General features: G+C 29.7%; 16 protein-coding genes and 1 other annotated feature. All 16 genes read right to left on the minus strand.

The genetic code is table 11. The annotated features are described in order from the left end of the window. On the minus strand, positions 1-389 hold a 389-nt coding region (locus MR285_RS00390), incomplete at its 3' end, for a class I tRNA ligase family protein (protein ID WP_293557140.1). An 8-nt stretch (positions 390-397) separates the two neighbouring features. After that, on the minus strand, positions 398-1,786 hold the full coding sequence (gene asnS / locus MR285_RS00395; protein WP_293557141.1) for an asparagine--tRNA ligase: 1,389 nt from the start codon (positions 1,784-1,786) through the stop codon (positions 398-400). Positions 1,787-2,162: 376 nt separating this feature from the next. Beyond that, a complete protein-coding gene (locus MR285_RS00400; protein WP_293557142.1) occupies positions 2,163-2,624 on the minus strand; it encodes a hypothetical protein in 462 nt (153 codons plus the stop codon). 285 nt (positions 2,625-2,909) lie between these two features. Beyond that, complete coding sequence (locus tag MR285_RS00405; protein WP_293557143.1) at positions 2,910-4,211, minus strand: replication-associated recombination protein A; 1,302 nt, start codon at positions 4,209-4,211, stop codon at positions 2,910-2,912. 1 nt (position 4,212) lies between these two features. After that, on the minus strand, positions 4,213-4,671 hold the full coding sequence (nrdR, locus tag MR285_RS00410; RefSeq protein WP_293557144.1) for a transcriptional regulator NrdR: 459 nt from the start codon (positions 4,669-4,671) through the stop codon (positions 4,213-4,215). A gap of 189 nt (positions 4,672-4,860) precedes the next feature. Continuing rightward, positions 4,861-6,525: a dihydroxy-acid dehydratase gene (ilvD, locus tag MR285_RS00415; protein ID WP_293557145.1), complete on the minus strand. Its 1,665-nt coding sequence runs from the start codon at positions 6,523-6,525 to the stop codon at positions 4,861-4,863. Positions 6,526-6,538: 13 nt separating this feature from the next. After that, positions 6,539-7,534 (minus strand): ketol-acid reductoisomerase, encoded by a 996-nt coding sequence (gene ilvC / locus MR285_RS00420; RefSeq protein ID WP_293557146.1) that lies wholly within the window; start codon positions 7,532-7,534, stop codon positions 6,539-6,541. Positions 7,535-7,547: 13 nt separating this feature from the next. Continuing rightward, on the minus strand, positions 7,548-8,024 hold the full coding sequence (gene ilvN / locus MR285_RS00425; RefSeq protein WP_293557147.1) for an acetolactate synthase small subunit: 477 nt from the start codon (positions 8,022-8,024) through the stop codon (positions 7,548-7,550). Positions 8,025-8,027: 3 nt separating this feature from the next. After that, complete coding sequence (gene ilvB, locus MR285_RS00430) at positions 8,028-9,683, minus strand: biosynthetic-type acetolactate synthase large subunit (protein WP_293557148.1); 1,656 nt, start codon at positions 9,681-9,683, stop codon at positions 8,028-8,030. Between the two features lie 2 nt (positions 9,684-9,685). Beyond that, entirely contained in the window at positions 9,686-10,456 is a 771-nt protein-coding gene (locus MR285_RS00435; protein WP_293557149.1) for an ATP-binding cassette domain-containing protein, read from the minus strand. Between the two features lie 31 nt (positions 10,457-10,487). Then, positions 10,488-10,696: a binding site (T-box leader), on the minus strand. A 764-nt stretch (positions 10,697-11,460) separates the two neighbouring features. Then, positions 11,461-12,549, minus strand: coding sequence for a cell division protein FtsZ (ftsZ, locus tag MR285_RS00440; protein ID WP_293557150.1), 1,089 nt, complete (start codon positions 12,547-12,549; stop codon positions 11,461-11,463). Between the two features lie 115 nt (positions 12,550-12,664). Further along, positions 12,665-13,519 (minus strand): FtsQ-type POTRA domain-containing protein, encoded by an 855-nt coding sequence (locus MR285_RS00445; RefSeq protein ID WP_293557151.1) that lies wholly within the window; start codon positions 13,517-13,519, stop codon positions 12,665-12,667. A 4-nt stretch (positions 13,520-13,523) separates the two neighbouring features. Continuing rightward, positions 13,524-14,603: an undecaprenyldiphospho-muramoylpentapeptide beta-N-acetylglucosaminyltransferase gene (gene murG, locus MR285_RS00450; RefSeq protein WP_293557152.1), complete on the minus strand. Its 1,080-nt coding sequence runs from the start codon at positions 14,601-14,603 to the stop codon at positions 13,524-13,526. After that, positions 14,600-15,712 (minus strand): putative peptidoglycan glycosyltransferase FtsW, encoded by a 1,113-nt coding sequence (locus MR285_RS00455; protein WP_293557153.1) that lies wholly within the window; start codon positions 15,710-15,712, stop codon positions 14,600-14,602. Before MR285_RS00455 ends, murG begins: the two co-directional genes overlap by 4 nt. Next, positions 15,713-17,032 carry a UDP-N-acetylmuramoyl-L-alanine--D-glutamate ligase gene (gene murD, locus MR285_RS00460; RefSeq protein WP_293557154.1) on the minus strand — a complete coding sequence of 440 codons (1,320 nt, stop codon included), beginning with the start codon at positions 17,030-17,032 and terminating at the stop codon, positions 15,713-15,715. 9 nt (positions 17,033-17,041) lie between these two features. Further along, on the minus strand, positions 17,042-17,935 hold the full coding sequence (gene mraY, locus MR285_RS00465) for a phospho-N-acetylmuramoyl-pentapeptide-transferase (RefSeq protein ID WP_293557155.1): 894 nt from the start codon (positions 17,933-17,935) through the stop codon (positions 17,042-17,044). Between the last annotated feature and the right edge of the window lies 1 nt (position 17,936).

A 17,936-nucleotide genomic window follows, 5' to 3' on the forward strand; every position in this document is an offset into this window, starting at 1 on the left:
GGGTCAGTTGTATTAATTTCTCTTGACCAATCAAAAGAAAAACCAATAGATTTTAATTGCTTTTTAAAATGTGCAATATTATTTTTTGTAACAGTTGCAGGATGAATTTTGTTTTTTATTGCATAATTTTCAGTTGGCAATCCAAAAGCATCCCATCCCATTGGATAAAGTACATTATATCCTTGCATTCTCTTCATTCTTGCAACAATATCAAGAGCAGTATAAGGCCTTGGATGTCCTACATGAAGTCCTTGTCCTGATGGATAAGGAAATTCTACAAGTGCGTAGAATTTTTCTTTGTCAGAATTATTTTCACATACAAAGGACTCATGTTCATCCCAAAAGTCTTGCCATTTTTTTTCTATTTCACTTGGTATATATTTTTTCATATTAACTCCTAAAATTCAGCATTTCCAACAGTTCTTGGGAACGGAATTACATCTCTTATATTTTTCATTCCAGTTATATACATTACAGCTCTTTCAAATCCAAGACCATAACCAGAATGAACAACAGAACCATATCTTCTCAAATCAAGATACCAATCATAAGTATCCATATTCATTCCAATGTTTTTCATTTTTTCTTCTAGCACTTCAAGCCTGTGTTCCCTTTGGCTTCCACCAATGATTTCACCAACTCCAGGAACTAAAAGGTCCATTGCCGCAACAGTCTTTTCATCATCATTTTGATACATATAAAAAGCCTTTATTTCCTTAGGATAATCAGTTACAAAAACTGGTTTTTTGTAAACTTCTTCTGTAATATATCTTTCATGTTCAGTTTGAAGATCAATGCCCCAGCTTACAGGATAATTAAATTCTCTATCAGCTTTTTCAAGAATTTCAATGGCTTCTGTATATGTTATTCTTGCAAATTCATTATCAACTACATTTTGTAATCTTTCAAGAAGACCTTTATCAATGAAATTGTTGAAAAATTCCATTTCTTGTGGCGCATTTTCAAGTACATAAGAAATGATGTATTTTAACATTTCTTCTGAAACATCCATATTTACATTTAAATCAGCAAATGCCATTTCTGGTTCTATCATCCAAAACTCAGCTGCATGTCTTTGAGTATTTGAATTTTCTGCCCTAAATGTAGGTCCAAAAGTATAAATATTTTTGAAAGCCTCTGCAAATGCTTCTGCCTCAAGTTGACCAGATACAGTTAAATGAGTCTTTTTGTTAAAAAAGTCCTTTGAATAATCAACTTCTGTTGGATTAGATTTTGCAATACTTTCTATATCAAGTGTTGTTACTTGAAACATTTCTCCTGCACCTTCAGCATCTGATGTTGTAATAATTGGAGCGTGAACATAAATAAATCCCTTTTCTTGGAAGAATTTGTGAATCGCAAAAGCAATTAATGATCTTACTCTAAAAACAGCATTAAAAGTATTGGCTCTAGGACGGAGGTGTGCTATTGTCCTTAAATATTCCAATGTATGTCTCTTTTTTTGTAGAGGATAAGATGGATCAGATGAGCAAATTGCAACAATTTTATTTGCTTGAAGTTCAAAAGATTGATTCTTTCCCGGAGATTTTACAACCTTTCCACTAACTTCTAATGATGAACTAATTGGATATTTTTCAATTACATCAAAATTTTCCAAGTCTTTTCCATAAACTACTTGAATTGGTTTAAATGTTGTACCATCTGTAAGCTCAATAAAACCAAAATTCTTTGATGATCTACTTGTTTTTATCCAACCATTTAATAAAATTTCTTTATCTAAAAAATCTTCTGGATTTTTAAAAATATCTCTAATGCTAATTGACATAATTCCTCCTAATTTGAACTACTAATATGTTACTTAAGTATATAATATTTAAGTATATAATTAAACCTCTAATTTGTCAATTTTACACACTTTAAACCAATCAAATAAAATAAATGCAAAATTAAATAATAGAAAATAGATAAATGTCCTGAATAATTAAATTAATCAAAACTAAAAAAGAATAACATTATCTATAAATATGATTATATCAAATCAATGAATATTTTAATAAGTTTAATAATATTTTGATAGAAACTTTATCTTAATTTAGTTCTGTTAAAAAACAAAATCTATTAATAGGTAAAAGTCCCATTAATAGATTAACATATAGAATATTAATTTTTATGTTTTGTATCTCATTTACAGATGTATATTATCATTTATAATTTTCTGCTTCATTTACTTGTTTTGAATTTATAAAATAAAACATAAATACAGTTGCTGTAATGGAGTTTAAAAAAATCATAGGCAGAGTATAATAATCTAAGCTAAAAATTATTCTTTTTAAAATTATAAATAATACAAAAATGAATATAACAAAAACTTTATTTTTAGCACTTTTTAAAAATCTTTTTATATTATTTATGGACTTATCTTGAAGTGCAAATACAGATAAATGAGTTAGCCAAATAAATAAAATTACATAACGTGAAATGTCGCCCGCTTTTAATTCTTCATCTTTAATATTGGCATCAAAAAATTCCTCTACTCGAGTTCTACTGATTTTTTGTTCTCCTCCTGTGGGTAACTGTATAGTGTCTTTATAATTAAGTGTTATAAATAAAAAGAATATGAAAAACATAATATAAATGAAATTTACTACTTTCTTATATTTCATAGCCATATACCTCTAAAATAATATTATAACATACCTAAAACTGTAATATTTTTACTATACATAAGTCCAATACAACAGATTATGTGATATCATCTATTCTACTATGTGCATTTTCACGATCATTAATGTTTCTAATAACTAAACCGTTACTTACATTTTTTCTAATAATCTTTTTTGCCGCAATAGTTGTTGACAATAAATCTATTAATAGAAGAATCCCAATTAATAGATTAACATATAGAATCTTTGTTTTTATGTTCTGTACCTAATTTAAAAGAGCACAGCTCATTTTAAACCATCTAAATACTTTTTAATAATCTCTTCATAACCAATATTTTTTGGTTCGTAATACTTTCTGCCAATAAAATTATCTGGCATATAAGTTTGAGCTACATAAGAATTTTCGTAATTATGTGGATACAAATAATTTTCATCGGTTTCATTTTGAGGATTGTGCTTGTCTCTTATAATTTTCGGAATAATTATATTATTTGAATTTCTTACATCTGTCATAGCTTTATTAATACCAAGATATGATGCATTTGATTTCTCTGAAGATGCAAGATAAGTTACAGTCTGTGCTAAAATAATTCGAGCTTCAGGCATCCCCACAGCGTTAATGCTATTAAAACAAGCAGAAGCCATGACCATTGCTTGTGGGTTTGCATTTCCCACATCTTCCGATGCAAAAATTATAAGTCTTCTTGCAATAAATTTTATGTCTTCTCCACCTTCAAGCATCTTTGCAAGATAAATAAGTGCTGCGTCTGGGTCAGAGCCCCTCATGGATTTTATAAAGGCAGAAATTGTGTCATAATGTTCATTATCATTTTTATCGTATTTTACGTTTTTTATTAAAAGAGAATTTTCTATTACATTTTCGTCTATTAAAATTTTCCCATCAATTTTATCAGTTGAGAGAATTGCAATTTCTAAACTATTTAATAAAAATCTACCATCTCCATTGGAGTTTTTTATGAGAATTTTTTTTGCGAGATCTGTAACCTCTACATTATTGTTTCCAAATCCCCTTTCCCTATCACTTAAAGCCATTTCCAATATTTTAAGTAAATCCTTGCCTTCAAGTGGAAGCAAATTTATTATTTGCATTCTAGATAATAAAGCTCTGTTAACTTCGAAATATGGATTTTCTGTTGTTGCTCCAATTAAAGTTATTACTCCTCTTTCTACAAAGGGCAAAAGTGCATCTTGTTGCGTCTTGTTAAATCTATGAATTTCGTCAATAAAAACTATTGTTGAAATATTGTGAAATTTCATAGATTCTTCAGCTTTTTTCAAAACTTCTCGTAATTCTTTTAAATTTGATGTTACAGCAGAAAGTTTTATAAAATTTTTATTTGTGGTCTTTGCAATTATTTCTGCTAAAGTAGTTTTTCCAACTCCAGGCGGACCATAAAACAAAATTGAACTAATTCTGTCACTTTTTATAAGTCGTGAAAGATATTTTCCTTCGCCAATAATATGATCTTGTCCTACAAACTCAGCCAAATTTCTAGGTCTCATCCTGTCGGCAAGAGGCGCCTTGTTCATTAAATTTTTTTGCATGCTAAGTTCAAATAAATCCATATTAATTCTTCTTTTTTACAAAATTTTCAAGTTCATCGACAAAAGATTGTAAATCTTTAAATTCCCTATAAACAGATGCAAATCTTACATAAGAAACTTCATCTAAATCTTTTAGTTCATTCATTACCATTTCTCCAATTTCTAAAGAAGTAATTTCTCGACGCATAGAATTTTCAATTTTCTTTTCAATATTATTAACTGCTTCTTCTATCTCATCGGCTGAAACTGGTCTCTTTTCACAGGATTTAATCATTCCTCTAATTATTTTTTCTCGATCAAAGGCTTGCCTATTTCCATCTTTTTTTATAACCATTACAGGAGACTGTTCTATTTTTTCGTAAGTTGTAAATCTTTTTTGACATTTTAAACACTCGCGTCTTCTTCTAATTGTATAACCTTCATCTGTTGGTCTAGTATCTAAAACTTTTGAATCATTATATCCGCAAAAAGGACATTTCATTGTCTTCACCTCATTTAATACAGTCTAAAAGACTATTTTAAAATATAATATCACTTAAAAATTTATTAATCAATTAAACTAATCATAAAAAGACCGAACACATTACAAAATGACCCCCAAAAGCTGGATTTTAGATACAACTTTTGGGGGTTATTTCATAATTAAATCTCAAAATTATTTATTTTGAACCTATTTTAATATTGCTCCTTTATCAGCACTTGTTACTAATCTTCTATATCTATTTAGATATCCAGATACTTTGTTGGTTTCAAGTGGAGTAAAGTTTTTCATTCTACTATTAAATTCTTCATCAGATACTTTTAAATTTAAACTATGATTTAATATATCTATTTCTATTAAATCACCTTCATTGATTATTCCAATTGCTCCACCTTGTGCAGCTTCTGGAGAAACGTGTCCAATAGATGCACCTCTACTTGCTCCTGAAAATCTTCCATCTGTTATAAGGGCAACAGATGTATCAAGTTTCATACCTGCAAGTGCTGATGTTGGGTTTAACATTTCTCTCATTCCCGGTCCACCCTTAGGTCCTTCGTATCTAATTACTACTACATCACCGTGATTTATATCTCCACTATAAATCGCCTTTATAGCATCATCTTCTGAATTAAATACTCGAGCTGGTCCAGTGTGCTTTAACATATTGTCTGCCACAGCAGATTTTTTTACAACTGCTCCATCTTTTGCAATATTTCCAAATAAAACGCAAAGTCCTCCTGTTTCAGAAAAGGGATTATTAATATCTCTAATGATATTTTTATTTTTATTTACTGCGTTTTTTATGTTTTCAGAAAGATTTTTGCCGCTTGCAGTTATAACATCAAGTTTTAACAAATTTTTCTTTGAAAGTTCCTTTTGAACAGCTGCAATACCACCAGCAAAGTATAAATCTTCTATATGAGTGTCTCCTGCTGGTGCAAGATGACAAAGGTTTGGAACTTTATCACTAACTTTATTTATATCATTTAAATCTACTTCAATTCCCGCTTCATTTGCAATTGCTAAAAGATGAAGAATTGTATTTGTGGAACAGCCTAGAGCCATATCACAAGCTAGTGCATTTTTAACTGAATCTTTATTTATGATATCTTTTATTTTTATATCTTCTTTTAAAAGATTCATTATTTGCATTCCTGTTTTTTTACCTAATCTTAGTCTTTCAGAGTATACTGCTGGGATTGTACCATTTCCCGTTAAAGCTAGACCTATTGCTTCACTAAGACAATTCATTGAATTAGCTGTATACATTCCAGCACATGATCCACAACTTGGACAAGCGGATTTTTCTAATTCCATAAGCTTTTCTGCCGTTATTAAATCTGCCTTAAATGCCCCAACAGCTTCAAACATTTTTGATAGCGAAATTTCATTATTTTGGTCACGACCTGCGAGCATTGGTCCTCCACTAACTAAAATAGTAGGAAGATTTACTCTAAGTGCACCCATTATCATTCCAGGTACAATTTTATCGCAGTTAGGGATAAGCACTAATGCATCAAGACCATGTGCAATAGCCATAGATTCTAAACTGTCCGCAATGAGTTCTCTACTTGGAAGTGAATACTTCATTCCTGTATGTCCCATAGCTATCCCATCACATACTCCTATTGATGGAATCATTATTGGAGTTCCTCCATTCATAAGAACTCCTTCCCTTACAGCTTTTTCAAGCTTGTCTAAAAACATATGACCTGGTACTATTTCGCTGTATGCAGATATTATTCCAACAAGTGGTCTATCTAACTGTTCATCAGTATATCCTAATGCGTAAAAAAGTGACCTATTGGGAGCCCTTTCGGGTCCCCTTACTACATTATCACTCCTTAATTTCATAATTTTTCCTCTCTTATTTATCTAACCAAGCCATCATTTTTCTAAGTTCTTTACCAACAGATTCTAATTGATGTTCTCTTTCTTTTCTTCTTGTTGTTAAGAATTTAATTTTTCTTCCTGATGAAAATTCTGTCATAAATTCTGATGCAAAAGCACCTGTTTGTATATCGTCAAGGATACCTTTCATTGCTTCTCTTGTTTCTTTACCAATTATTTTTTTGCCTGCATGGTAATCCCCATATTCAGCTGTATTTGAAATTGAATTTCTCATATTTTCAAATCCGCCTTCTATAATCATATCTACAATTAGTTTCATTTCATGTATACATTCAAAATATGCCATTTCTGGTTCATATCCTGCGTTTACTAAGGTTTCAAAACCTGCTTTCATAAGTTCTGTAACTCCACCACAAAGTACAGCTTGTTCTCCAAATAAATCAGTTTCAGTTTCTTCTTTAAATGTAGTTTCAAGAATTCCTGCACGGCCTGCTCCAATTCCTGATGCATATGCTAGAGCAAGATCCTTTGCATCACCTGTTGCATCTTGATATACTGCAATTAGAGAAGGTACTCCTGCTCCCTTTTCATATTCACTTCTAACTGTGTGTCCTGGTCCCTTTGGAGCAACCATAATTACATTTATATCTTCTGATGGCCTTACTAAATTGTAATGAATGTTAAATCCATGGGCATACATTAATGTATCTCCCTTTTTCATATTTGGTGCAACTTTTTCGTTGTACAAATCAGCAGAAATTTCATCTGGAACAAGCATCATAACCATGTCGCCTTTTTTTGCAGCTTCTTCTACACTAAAAACTTCTAGTCCATATTCTCTTGCTTTTTGTATTGATTTAGAACCTTCGTGAAGTCCAACTATTACATTTACTCCACTTTCTTTAAGATTTAGCGCATGAGCGTGGCCTTGAGATCCAAAGCCAATAATAGCTACTGTTTTACCCTTTAATAATTCTAAATTTGCGTCTTTGTCATAATATTTTTTTATCATTTTTTTACTCCCTTCATCTTTTCATGGCTGTTATGCCGGTTCTACAAAAATCTATAATTTCATAAGATTCAATGACCCTTAAAAAGGCATCGACTTTTGCAGGCTTACCTGTAATTTCAACTATTAGTGAGTCCTTTGAAAAATCCACTATATTAGCTTTATATATATTTGCAATATTAACAACTTCTATTGCCTTTTCACTTTTACACTTTATCTTTACTAGGCAAATCTCCCTTTGTACAACCTCTTCCTTAGTTATGATTTCAATATCTCTAACCACTTCTAGTTTTGCACATTGACTAACAATTTGTTTTAACTCATGTTTGTCTTCTATAATAGTTGTTATCGTTATTTTAGAATACTTACTATCTTTAACAGCTGAAACTGTAAGAGATTCAATATTATAGCCTCTTCTTGCAAATAAAGAAGCTATCCTTGTAAGTGTTCCTGACTGATTATCTACTAATAAACTTAATACTTCATACTTCATAAATTACTCCACAATTAAATCATCCACTGTTCCACCAGCTGGTATCATTGGTAAAACTAAATTTTTATCTGATATATTCACATTTATCACTGATGTAATTTTACTTGCTCTTGCTTTATTAAGAGCATCTCTAAATTCTTCTATTGAGTTTACATCATATCCCATTGCCCCAAATCCCTTTGCAACAATGTCAAACTTTGTATTTCTGCCTTTTGTCTGTGAAAATCTATCATGATATATTAAATGCTGCCATTGTTTTATCATTCCCAAAGCATTGTTATTTAGCACTATTACTATAATTTTCATTCCATAATATACCGATGTAGCTAATTCAATTAAATTCATATGAAAAGAGCCATCTCCAGTAATCAGAATTACTTCTTTATCTTTATTGGCACATTTAGCTCCTATACTTGCTCCCATTCCAAAGCCCATCGTCCCAAGACCAGCACTAGTAATAAAATTTCTAGGATTATAAATTTTTGCTCTTTGCGCAGCCCACATTTGATGTTGCCCAACATCTGTGACTATTATTGTATTTTCATCCATATCTTCATTGATAATGTCTATTACATCAAAGGGTTTTATTCCCTCTTCTTTGTTCATTAGCTCTCTATCTTTTTCTTTTAATTCAGCAATTCTATTTTGCCAAGAGCATCTATCTTTTTCTAAAATTAGGGGTTCTAACTCAGAAACAATATCTTTAATATCACATACAATATTTATATCAACAAAGACATTCTTGTCTATTTCACTTTCATCAATATCTATTTGAATAATTGTTGCATTTGGAGCAAATTTATCTCTATTAAGTGCAACCCTATCAGAAAATCTAACTCCAATAGCAACTAATAAATCACATTCTTCAATTGCATAATTTGCACTTTGATTACCATGCATCCCAACAAGTCCAAGGTCTAAATCATCATTTGGATCTAGTACACCCTTACCAGTAATTGTATGGCAACTTGGGATTTTTCCCTTTTTCAAAAGTTTCCTAAGTTCTAAATATGCTCCGGAACTTTTAACTCCTCCACCAACATAGGCGACAGGTTTTTTTGCATTGTTTATCAAATTAGAAATTCTTAATAAATCATCTCTATTAGGAATAATGCCATGCTCTTCCTTTTTGGCTTTTAAATTTTTAAATTCCGTCTTAGAAGAAAGTATATCCTTTGGAATATCTATAAGAACAGGCCCTTTTCTCTTATCATTTGCTATTTCATATGCTCTTACAATTGAATACTCTAAATCTTCTATATCTTTTATTAAAAAGGAATGCTTAGTAATTGGAATCGTCATGCCGACAATGTCAATCTCTTGAAAGGAATCTCTTCCTAAAAGAGAAGTAGATACATTGCCTGTTATAGCTATCATTGGAACGGAATCCATAAAAGCTGTTGCAATTCCTGTTACTAAATTAGTAGCACCAGGACCACTTGTCGCAAGACATACGCCAGTTTTCCCTGAGCTTCTAGCATATCCATCTGCACTATGTGCTGCTGATTGCTCATGGGATGTTCTTATATTAATAATATCTTTGTAATCATAAATAGCATCGTATAAATCAATTACCGCTCCTCCGGGATATCCAAATATAGTGTCTATTCCAAGGTTAGTAAGTGTTTTTAATATTATTTCATTTCCACTGTATTTCAATTTTACCTCCTATTATTAACTTCTATTGAGTAATAATTATTTTTTTTGGTTAAATTCAAATCTATACCATATAATTTTTTTAAGTTTTCCGAATTTAAAACTTCATCTTTCTTTCCACTTTTAAAAATTTTTCCGTCTTTTAATAATAGTACATTTGTTATTTTTGGAATTGTTTCTTCAACATCATGTGTGATATAAATTAAATTGGTGTTGGTTTTTCTTAATGTATCTAAAATATTTTCCCTCTCGTATATATCTAATGATGCACAAGGTTCATCTAAAATTAAAACTTCTGGTTTTTGAATTAAGCTTCTAACAATTAAAACTTTTTTTCTCTCTCCTGAAGATAAATTTTTATAGTATTCATTCTTTAAAGTGGATAGGTTATATTCTTTTATATATTCTTCCGCAATTCTTTCTTCTTCACTTGTAACTTCTTCATAAATTCCAATAGTCTTTTTTATACCTGAAATTAAAATTTCTTTTACAGTCATTTTAAAAAATGTTGGGTTGAATTTTTCCATAGTAGATGAAATAATTCCAATTTTATCTTTAACTGGATTCCAATTTTCTTTTCCAAATTCCCTCCCAAAGCATTTAATTTTTCCCGTTGTGGCAATTCTATATGCCATAAGAATTGAAAAAAGTGTGCTTTTACCACTGCCATTTGGTCCTAATACAAGCCAATTTTCTCCACTTTTAATTTTTAAATTTATATCTTTTAAAATATTTTTTCCATCTCTAACAAAGGAAACTCCACAAAACTCTATCATCTTTTCTCCTAATAAAAAAGTCCTGAGATATTCTCAGGACGAAATTCGCGGTACCACCTAAATTATTAAATCATAAAATTTAATCACTTAATTTAAAATAACGGCTTTAACCGTCACTTCCTACTTACTTCAGAAATGATACTAGAAAATGATCTATAATAATCAAAACAATTGCATCTCACCAAACTGCAACTCTCTTAATGTTTTTTAATTATTACCCTTTTTCTTTAGCGCAATATTAATATAACTATTTTTTAATATTGTTAATTATATTAATTTAATTTTCTAAAAGTGTCAAGTTTTTTTTTATGAATTTTTAATAATTTCTGTAACATTACAATTAATGTAACTCTATGTAAAAAATATGGAATTATCCTATATAATTAAACTATTCTAAATTAAAAAAAGGACCAAAACTCTCTAATATAAATTTAAAGTTTATACTTATAGTGAGCATAAAATCTATTTTAAAACAAAGCTAGTATTTACATAATAAAACTGTATACAAAGTTTAAATTTAATAAGAAATATAAATAACATTCTTGTTTATTATTATAGTGTTACAGGAAATTCATATATTTAAAATAATTTAAAAATGAAGTATTTATCCAAAATATAATATAACTAAAAATTTAGTACACGATAATATGCGAAACAATTCGCAAGAAATTTATTTTTCACTAAAATATATTCATCTTCAAGTAAAAAATTTGTAAAAATATTTATTTACTATTCAGTAATATCGAGAAGCCATATAAATGGCTACGAGAGATTTTATAAATATTCATCTTTATGTAATTAATTTCAAAGCAAAAGATACTTAAATTGAATAGGATTCTAATACGAATTTTATTTTAATTTAGTTCTATTAAAAACAAAATCTATTAAGAAATTAACATATAGGATATTTGCTTTTATGTTTGTTTCATATAATTTACAAGTATACAATAAAAAAAGGACATTGTCTCCAATGTCCACAGTGTTATATTATGAATTTAATAAAATTATTTTCTATTAATTCTCAAGAAAGAAGGGATTTTAAGTTCGCCATTATCTTCTTCAGTATCTTCAAAAGATTCAAGGGGACTTTTTCCTGAAACTTCAGTTTTATTTTCTTTTTTATCCTTCTTATCATCTTTATATTGCTCAAATTCAGTTGCAATAACTGTTATCTTTACTTCATCCTTAAGTGATTCGTCAATTCCTGCACCAAAGATAATATTTGCATCTTCAGATACACAATCTCTAATTAAATCTGCTGCTTCATTAACTTCAAAAATACCAAGGTCTGATCCTGCAGTAATATTCAATAGAACAGATTTTGCTCCTTCAATAGAAGTTTCTAGTAGAGGAGAATTGATTGCAAGTTTTGCAGCTTCAGTAGCTCTATCATCACCTGAAGCACGACCGATACCCATGTGAGCAACGCCTTTGTCATACATAATTGTTTTAACGTCAGCAAAGTCAAGGTTAATTAAATTAGGTACAGAAATTAAATCTGAGATACCTTGAATACCTTGTTTTAAAATGTCATCAGCCATTTCAAAAGCTTGTGAGAAGCTAGTCTTTTTGTCTGCAATGCTAAGAAGTCTGTCATTTGGAATTATAACTAATGTATCAACTTTTCCCTTTAGAGAATTTATTCCTAATTCAGCAGATTTTGCTCTTTTTTTACCTTCAAATGTAAATGGTTTTGTAACCACACCAACTGTTAGTAGACCTAATTCTTTTGCAACATCAGCGATAACAGGAGCTGCACCAGTACCAGTACCTCCACCCATTCCTGCAGTGATAAATACCATGTCGGCACCTTCAAGAGCTTCTCTAATTTCATCAATTGATTCTTCTGCTGCTTGTTCTCCTACTTCAGGATTCGCACCTGCTCCAAGACCTTTAGTTATTTTTTCACCAAGTTGAATCTTATTTTCAGCAAGTGAATTTTTTAATGCTTGTTTATCAGTATTGAAAACTAAAAATTCTACACCTTTAACACCAGCGTTAATCATTCTATTAACAGCGTTGTTTCCGCCGCCACCAACGCCAACTACTTTAATTTTGGCAAATTCGTCTTGATCCATATCGAATTCCAACATAAACATCCTCCTCTTATACTAATTAATTGTATTTTTATTCATTACCATTATTTTATAGAAATAATCGCAAATAGTCAATATATAAAGGTCATTTGCTAACTTTTATTTGCTTTTACTAATTTTTTTCTATTTCCTTATAACTTTTTTCATTATTTTCTTTAGAATTTTCTTTTTCCGCTTCCTTATTGTTTTTATTGTCGCCATTATTTTCATCATTAGTAATAAGGATTGGGCTCTCACCCTTTTCCATTTGAATAATAACAGCGTTTTTATTTGTCTTTTTAATATCATCTAAAATTAAAGAGAGCATTTTTAATTTATAAGATGTATTATTGTAAGAGCCAAATTCAATTTTAATTCCACTAACTGTTGTAAAAGTTGCAATAGAATCCATTAATTCAATTTCTTTTATATTTCCATTAAGTGAATATTCTTCTTTTTTTATCTCAAGAAGAAGATCCTTTTTTTCCTCATCTTCTTTATTATTTAAAATGTAACTCCCTGGCTTTTGATCCTCTAAATTAAAACCACTTAAATTTATTAAATTATCAGCTTTCTTCTTTGAGTTTTCAAGTATTCTAAAATCTTCGTCAATTAGAAGATATTCGTTTGTTTCCATTTGATAATAGGAAGTTCTTTCAGTTACCTTAACCTTGACTTTTCCAGTAATACTATATGATATTTTTGCATCCCTTATGTAAGGAATAGATTTTATCCTTTCTTGTCTTTTCTTTTTAGAAATTACAAAATATTTATTACCCTGTTTTAGCTCAGAAACCTTTTTTATAGTAGCAGCAGTTACATTTTTATTGCCTTCAATAGTTACATTTTTTATATTAAATAGATTAGAATTTTTTAGTGCAAAAATCAACAAAAAAACGAAGAAAAAAAACAAAAAAAACCTAGTAAAAATTCTAAAATATTTTCTTTTCTTATTTAGTTTTCTTTTTTTCTTTTTCATCTTTTTCATAAAATCACTTTAAAATTAAATCAACAATTTTTGAAACAGCGTCAGGACTTGCTAATTTCTTGGAATTTTCTGCCATCATGTTTCTTTCTTCATCGTTGTTTAATATATTTTCTATTTCTCTTAATAATATATCTCCACTTAAGTTTTCTTCTTGAATAACTGAGCTTGCACCCATATTGCTGTAACTCATAGCGTTGTAATACTGATGATTTCCTGCAGTATATGCTTTTGGTATTAAAATTGATGCTATGCCTATTGCTGAAATTTCAGCCAAAGTCATTGCAGATGATGATGCAATTACAAGATCTGCACTAGAAAGATAATCGTAAACGCTGTGAGTATAGTCTAAAATCTCAACATTTTCAGGTATTTCCCCTAATTTTTCCATAAATGATTTATAGTGTTCTCTACCAGTTACATGGGTTAGCTTGAAAGGTAATTTTTCCTTTTTATTTAAAATTTCCAAAATTGCGTCATTAGTAGATTCTTGTCCACCACTTCCACCAAAAGAAAATACAAATTGTTCTTTATTTTTTATTTTTAATTTTTCTCTTGATTTATTTCTGTCAAGATGTGAAAAAACATCCCTTATTGGATTTCCAGTAAAGACAATGTTATCGTTACTTAAATATTTTTTTGCTTCCATAAAGTTTATAAAAACATAATCTGCTTTTTTTGCCAAAATTTTATTAGTCTTTCCCGGATACGCATTTTGCTCTTGGATAGCAGTCTTTATCTTTTTTTGTTGTGCTTTAAAAACTATTGGAGCACACACATATCCACCAGTGCCAATAACTATATCTGGTTTAAATGTATTTAATATTTTTGTACACTGATTTAAACCCTTCATTAAATTAAAAAAAGTAATTACAGTGTCTTTATTTAATTTTTTTCTAGGTAAACCGGAAATATCTATTCCTTGAAAATTAAAATTATATTTTTTTGCAAGTTCTTCTTCTAAAGAATTTTTTTTGCCAACATATAAAATTTTTGCCTCTTTGTCTTGTTTTTTTATTTCTTCGCCTATGGCAAGAGCTGGATAAATATGTCCACCAGTTCCTCCCCCAGATAAAATATATTTCATATAGTGCCTTCTTTCGAGATTTTAAGTAAAATTGCCGTAGATACAATTGCTATTACAAGTGCCGTTCCTCCATAGGATATAAAGGGAAGTGTAATACCAGTAACAGGTAGGAGTTTTGCACATACCCCCATGTTAAAAAATGCTTGTATACCAATATAGGTTGTCATACCAATTGCAGTGAATTTATCAAAATAATTTGTTGCTTTAAAGGCAATCATATAACCTCTATAAATATAAATTATAAAAAGCAAAATAATTATAAAAGTTCCTATAAATCCAAATTCTTCTGCTATCACTGAAAAAATAAAGTCAGTGTATGCTTCTGGCAAGTTTGTGTATTTTTGTCTAGATCTAAAAAGTCCAACGCCTGAATAACCACCAAGAGCAAAAGCATAAAGAGACTGTCTTGCTTGGTATAAATCTGCTGATTGATAATTTGTAGAATCTGATACAAATCCTAAAATTCTTTTAATTCTAAATTTATTTTCTGGATCCTTTAAAACAAGCCATATAAAGATACCACCTAATGCTACTAAAAATAAAAACTGCTTCTTATCAATGCCTGCAGCAAGAAGTATTGCAAAAAGTGCCACTCCTATTACTACCGCAGTAGAAAAGTCCTTAATCATAATTGGTCCTACGGATATGCCCATTATAGCAACAGCTGTAATAAATGTCTTTGGTTCTCTAAGGGTATAAATATTTCTTGAAAGATATTTTGACAAATAAATAATCGATGAAATTTTTAAAATATCTGAGGGCTGAAATCTAAGCGGTATTACCCTAAAGTCCAACCATCTTGCTTGACCCTTTGTAGTAGATCCAAGAGGTGTCCATAGTAATAAAATTAATATTACACTTAGAGGAAATAACCATGAAATATTCTTATAAATTACTGCCCTTGGCACACGAATTATTAAAATCATGGAGATTATTCCTAAAATTAGAAATATTCCCTGCCTAATTAGATAGTGAAAACTATTTAAATTGTATTTTTTTGCAGTGGGAAAAGATGCTGATGTAACCGCAATAAGACCTATTACTACTAAAAGTATCATGCTAACTAATAGCATTAGATCAACATCTTTCATCTCCTTTTTTAATTTCATCTATACCAACTCTCTAATTAAATCTTTAAAATGTCTTCCTCTAGCTTCATAATCACTGTACATATCCCAAGATGCACACGCAGGAGAAAGTAGAACGTCTTCTCCCTTAACTGCCAATTTATTTGCAAGCTCAACAGCTTTGTTTAAATCTTTTACAATATAAAATTCAACTTCTGATTTTTTACAAGAATCTGAAAATTTTTCTGCAGTTTGTCCAAACAAAATTACAGTTTTTAACTTGTCTTTGGACTTTTCTATTAATTCATCAAAATTTGCACCCTTGTCATATCCACCTGCTATAAGAATTACATCACCATCCATTGCAGCAACTGCAACTTCAGTTGAATCTGGGTTTGTTCCCTTTGAATCATTGTAATATTTTACTCCTTGAATTTCTCTTACAAATTCAATTCTGTGTTCAACTCCAGTAAAAGAGATTATGCTCTTCCTAATAATATCTGTATCAATATTTAAGAGTTTTGTGGCAATAATAGATGCCATAATATTTTTTATATTGTGTTCTCCAGGAATTTTAATGTCCCTTATTTCTAAAATCTCTTCGATATTTTCGCCATCGTTAAAATAAATTTTTCCATTTTCAACATAAGCTCCCTTTTCTGAAATCTTATTCATTGAAAAATAATATTTTTTGCCCTTTAAATTATAATTTTGCGCAAGTTCCTTATTTTCATAATTTAAAATTGCAAAGTCATCGCCATCCTGATTTGCAAAAATTTTAAATTTTGCGTCAATATAATTTTGTGTAGTCTTATGCCAATCTAAATGGTCACTAGTTACATAAGTTAAAAGTGCAATATGGGGCTTAAAACTTTTTGTATCTTCTAATTGGAAAGACGAAGCTTCTATAACAATATAATCATCTTTATTTGCTTCTTCAGTTATTTCTAAAATTCCCCTTCCAATATTTCCAACTACAAAAGTCTTTGCTTTTCTCTTTAAAATATCGCCAATAATTGTAGTAGTTGTAGTTTTTCCATTAGTTCCTGTAACTGCAACAACATTATTAGTTTTTAAATTTCTATAGCTTAATTCAATATCAGAAATTATTTCAATATTCTTTTCCCTTGCTTTAACTAAAAGTTCGTGGAAGGGATAAATTCCTGGACTTTTTACAATTAAATCAATCTTTTCTAAGTCTTCTTCCTTAAAAATTATAAAATCCTCATCTACATTTAACTTTTGAAGATCTTTATTGCTATCGAAAATATAAATTTTACATGGAAATCCCTTTAAAAATTTTAAAGTAGCTTTTCCCGTTACTCCAAAACCCATTATAAGAATATTTTTGTTTTCTAACATTTTTATCACCTAAAATAATATTAAATATGAAATTGCACATAGTATAAGTTCAACTAATGAAAATACTGCAACAATCTTTTTCTCATGCCAACCCTTTTGTTCAAAGTGATGATGAAGTGGCGACATGAGAAATACTCTCTTTCCCCTTGTCTTAAAACTTATGACTTGAATAATAACAGAAAGAGTTTCTATAAAATATATTCCTCCGGCTATTGGTAGAATTAAAGGCACATTTAAAAGAAGAGCTATTGCAGAAATTGCTCCACCAAGTGCAAGAGAACCCGTATCACCCATAAAAACTTTGGCTGGATATTTATTGAAAAATAAAAAACCAACTAAAGCTCCTGCAAATGCAATACAGAAAGTTGCAATTTCATATCTTTGAAATTTAACTGCAACTACATTAAAAAACAATAGACAAATAATTGTAACGCTAGTAGAAAGACCATCAAGACCATCAGTTAAATTTACGGAATTGACAGTTCCTACGATTACAAAAATTATAAAGGGAACATAAAAAAGTCCAATGGATCTATAATCCTTTAAAAAAGGAATGTATAGATCTGTTCCCATATTTTTAGAATTATATTGATAGATAATTAAAATTACAGCAGTTATAATTTGTAAAAGAAGTTTTTGATAGGCACGAAGTCCTAAATTTCTCTTCATAACAACTTTAATATAATCATCTATAAATCCCACTGCTCCAAAGGCAAGTGTAGAGAAAAATATCATAAGAACAGATACTTTGAAATTTCCTGTAAGTAAAGTTGTGATTATTACAGAAGATAAAAATATTAATCCACCAATTGTGGGTGTGCCGCTTTTTATCATGTGACTTTGTGGTCCATCTTCTCTTATACTTTGACCTGCGTGCAATCTTTTTAATATTGGGATTAAAATT

This window comes from Peptoniphilus sp., assembly GCF_022767005.1.
GTDB lineage: Bacteria > Bacillota > Clostridia > Tissierellales > Peptoniphilaceae > Peptoniphilus_A.